A 3,829-nucleotide genomic window follows, 5' to 3' on the forward strand; every position below is an offset into this window, starting at 1 on the left:
AAACCGCTTTACCGTGGCCTCGTCGTCAATCATGGCCACCACAATCTCCCCGTTGACAGCCGTCTCCCTGCGGCGCACAATCACCAAATCCCCATTCAGAATCCCCGCGTCAATCATGGACTCTCCCCGGACATGAAGGGCAAAATATTCGTCCTCCGGTCCTTCCGGATCAAATGTCAGATACTCCTCCACGCATTCCTGCGCCAGAATAGGGCTTCCCGCCGCCACATTTCCCACAATAGGTATCTGCTTGGGCAGCGGCGCCTCCGGATTCAGAGAAGCTCCTCGCTGGAACGGGCCTGTTAGGGCAATGGCCCGGCCCTTGCCCGCGCCCTTTTCGATGTAACCGGCCTCCTCCAGATGCTTCAGGTGAAAATGGACCGTGGAGGGGGACCGCAGGCCCACCGCTTCCCCGATCTCCCGCACAGAAGGCGGATAACCCTGTTCCCGGATGGAAGACGCCAGATAGTCATAAATCTTCTGCTGCATTTTGGAAAGTTTCTCCATGGAAGCACCTCCGCTTTCATTGTGCTATAGAGCGGCACAGCCCGCCCGCGCCCGGTATGCTGCCGGGGGCAGTCTGCCCTTGTCTTTTTAGCAGTATAACACATCCGTTGTCGGAATGCAAACAGATGTTCCACATAATTTCGACTTTTTGTATTTTCTCACAGAAAGAGCCTTCTTTTTCGAAAAATCCCTTGCCAATGCACAGAAGCTGTGGTAAAATTCAAGTCTGTGAATATGTCTTCCGCAGTTCTTTTGCGGAAATGATTTTTTGGAGGAATCTTGAAATGCAGCTTTTAATAACGATTTTGCAGCTTTTGTGCGGCCTGTGCCTGATTCTGGTGGTTTTGTTCCAGTCCGGCAAGAGCGCGGGTCTGTCCGGCTCCATTGGCGGCGTGGCCGACTCCTTCCTGTCCAAGAATAAGGCTAAAACCGCCGACGCGAAGCTGGCCCGGGCGACCAAGTGGATTGGCGCCGTGTTTATCGTTCTGACCCTTACCTTGAACATCATCTGATTTCTCTTGATAAAACGTCTGCCGTGAGATACTCGCGGCAGACGCTTTTTTTCCAAACGCCACTTCCTGCATATGTTATCGTGCGCTGGCATAAAACTTCCCCTCCTGAGGGACCACTCCGTACAGTGCAAGCAGCTCTTTCACCGTGACGAACTCATAACCCTGTTTCTCCAGCGCGTCGATAATTTTAAACGCCGCGTCCACGGAGGCGGGGTAGATATCATGCAGCAAGATAATATCTCCCGGCTGGACATGTTTCATCACGTGGGCGGTGACTTTATCTGCGTTGCGCAGCTTCCAGTCCTCCGGGTCCACGCTCCAGAGAATCAACGGCTTGGAAACTTTGCCCCGCCCGCCCTTATCTAAAAGTCCGTAGGGCGGTCGAATCCAATAGTCTCCTTCTCCGCAGACGGTGAGGAGTAGCTCATCGGTGCTGTCAATTTCTCCGCCCAGCACCGCCACAGGCATGTCCTTTAGCTCCTTATGGTCCCAAGAGTGATTTCCGATCTGGTGCCCTTCGTCCCGCATGCGGCGTACCAGCTTTTCGTTTCCGGAAATCCGACTGCCGACCAAAAAAAAGGTGGCGCTGGCGCCCCGCTCCCGCAGACCGTCAAGCAGCCGTCCCGTGGTGTTATCGCTCGGACCGTCGTCAAAGGTCAGTGCCACAAACTTTGTCTCGGAGAGCTCCGCCCACGCCGTTGCAGGAACGGCCACATCCTCTCGACAGACAAACAAAAGCGCCGCCACCATGATTCCCAAAAACACCGCTCTCGGTCTGTTCATGCTCTCCCTCCTTTCACATTTGTCAAAAGACAGTCTGTGTAATTTTCAGAGAATTACACGGTCAAAGCGGCGCTGCGGGCGGGCATTTGCCACCATTGCATGGTCATTTCTCTGGCAAATCTCTGTTTTCCACAGGTTCTGTGCGGAATTTCCCCGGCTTTCAGTTTATTTCATAATTGTTTTTTTGCCGTTTCCCTTGACCTCTTCTCGATAATGCAGTAAAATATTTAATCGTATACGTATGAACATTTTAGAAGGCTTCATGCCTCTGTTTCCTCGATTCTTTAGGAAAGGCCGATCGACATGATTCATCCCTATAAGACACGCCAGGGCGGTGCAACCGTCACCGTCTTTGTCCCTTATGACTGCCACAACCACTGTCCCTTTTGCATCAACAAGGAGGAGTACGCCGATCTGACGGGCTTTTCCGTGGAGAAAATCTGCCAAAGCATTGCGCAGATGCACGCCATCACTCCAGAGTGTGACTTCGTGTTCACGGGCGGCGAGCCTTTGGCGGATCTGGACGCATTGCAGGTGATGCTGGACTGCATCCCCTCCACCCATAAAATTTATATCAACACCACCCTGCCGGTATCCGAGTTCCAGTCCGAGAGTGACATTGTTGAATTCACCGACCGCAACCGGGAGAAAATCACCTGTCTCAACGTCTCCCGGCACATGCAGAAATACGTGGTGGAGTCCAACGACGCGCTGTTGAGCCGTCTGGCGGTTCCCTTCCGCATCAACTGCGTGCTGTATAAGGACTATCCTAAGGCGGATTTGGTGCCCTATGTGGAGCGGTTCCGCAAAATTCCCGGGGCAAACATCCAATTCCGCTTTGACTATACCGCCACCACTCCGGAAAACCTTTACGACGAGGGCGGCGACATGATTCTTCGCGATCTGAAGGAAATCTCCCGTTACGCAGGTCTGGACGGCTGCCGGATGCGCTGCGGGTTCCACTTCGATTACAAGGGAATGGAGATGACCTATCACAAAACTCTGCCCTATTCCACCATTGTGGAGCGGGATGAGCGAGACGGCGTGACCTATGCCATCCTCTATGACATTCTCATCAAACAAACCGGTGAGCTTCACTCCGACTGGGACGGCACAAAGTTGGATCTGAATGCATACAGCAAGGTAAAATTCGAGCCCTACGACCTGCGCTGGCGGGAAAAAATTGCATCCTGAGCCTTCATTGCGGGAGCCGGAAGGCTCCCGCGCTTTTTATGATTGATAAGGGAGAGACAGCCATGAAAGAGATTAAAACTGTGGGCATTGTGGGCTTGGGAGCACTGGGCGTGATTTTTGCCCACCAGCTCACCCGGGGCGCGGGCTATGAACAAGTAAAAATTCTGGCAGACGCAACGCGCATCGCCAAATATCGGGACGAGGGTGTTTACCTTAACGACGAGCGCTGCGTCTTTCAATACACCGACGCGGCGCAGGAGCGCGAGCCGCTGGATCTTTTGCTGTTCGCGGTAAAATTCAGCGGGCTGGAAGACGCGATTGACCGGTGCCGCCATTTGGTGGGGCCGGACACTGTGATAATCTCCGCCCTTAACGGCGTATCCAGCGAACAGATTTTGTCTGACACCTTTGGCGCGGAGAAGGTGGTATGGTGCGTGGCACAGAAAATGCCCGCCAGGAAAGAGGGCAACCGTGTCATCTGCTCCAACTTCGGGGAACTGGCAGTGGGCGTTCCCGCTGGGCAGGATGAAAGCCGTCTGCGGGCGCTCACCGCATTTTTCGACCGGGCGGGCTTCCCCTACGCCCTGCCGGAAGACATCCGCATCCACCTGTGGAGCAAGCTGGTGTGCAACACGGGCTGCAATCAGGCGGCGATGGTATTTGAATCTGGCTATGGTAAGTTGCAGGTTCCCGGCCCTGCCCGAGACGCCATGCTGGGCGCTATGCGAGAGGTGGTTCTGGTGGCCAACGCCGAGGGGATTGCCCTGTCGGAGCAGGACGTGGAAGCATGGGACTCCATCATTTGCTCCTTTCCTGCCGACGGCGAACCGTCC

5 protein-coding genes are annotated in these 3,829 nt (G+C 54.5%); 3 read left to right on the plus strand and 2 right to left on the minus strand.

Annotated features, from left to right (window positions below; genetic code table 11):
• Positions 1 to 507, minus strand: a 507-nt coding sequence (lexA, locus tag RT018_RS15640; protein WP_312943239.1) for a transcriptional repressor LexA, incomplete at its 3' end; no start/stop codon positions are given.
• Positions 508 to 791: 284 nt separating this feature from the next.
• Here lexA and secG point away from each other — a divergent pair.
• Positions 792 to 1,019, plus strand: a complete 228-nt coding sequence (gene secG / locus RT018_RS15645) for a preprotein translocase subunit SecG (protein WP_312943240.1) — start codon at positions 792 to 794, stop codon at positions 1,017 to 1,019.
• 75 nt (positions 1,020 to 1,094) lie between these two features.
• Here secG and RT018_RS15650 read toward each other — a convergent pair whose 3' ends face one another.
• Positions 1,095 to 1,802, minus strand: coding sequence for a polysaccharide deacetylase family protein (locus tag RT018_RS15650; protein ID WP_312943241.1), 708 nt, complete (start codon positions 1,800 to 1,802; stop codon positions 1,095 to 1,097).
• 303 nt (positions 1,803 to 2,105) lie between these two features.
• On the opposite strand from RT018_RS15650, the gene RT018_RS15655 reads away from it, so the two are divergent.
• On the plus strand, positions 2,106 to 2,996 hold the full coding sequence (locus RT018_RS15655) for a 4Fe-4S cluster-binding domain-containing protein (RefSeq protein ID WP_312943242.1): 891 nt from the start codon (positions 2,106 to 2,108) through the stop codon (positions 2,994 to 2,996).
• Positions 2,997 to 3,058: 62 nt separating this feature from the next.
• A partial coding sequence (locus RT018_RS15660; RefSeq protein ID WP_312943243.1) for a 2-dehydropantoate 2-reductase N-terminal domain-containing protein occupies positions 3,059 to 3,829 on the plus strand: 771 nt, incomplete at its 3' end.

The organism is Oscillibacter sp., from assembly GCF_032060045.1.
In the GTDB taxonomy this organism is placed as follows: domain Bacteria; phylum Bacillota; class Clostridia; order Oscillospirales; family Oscillospiraceae; genus Oscillibacter.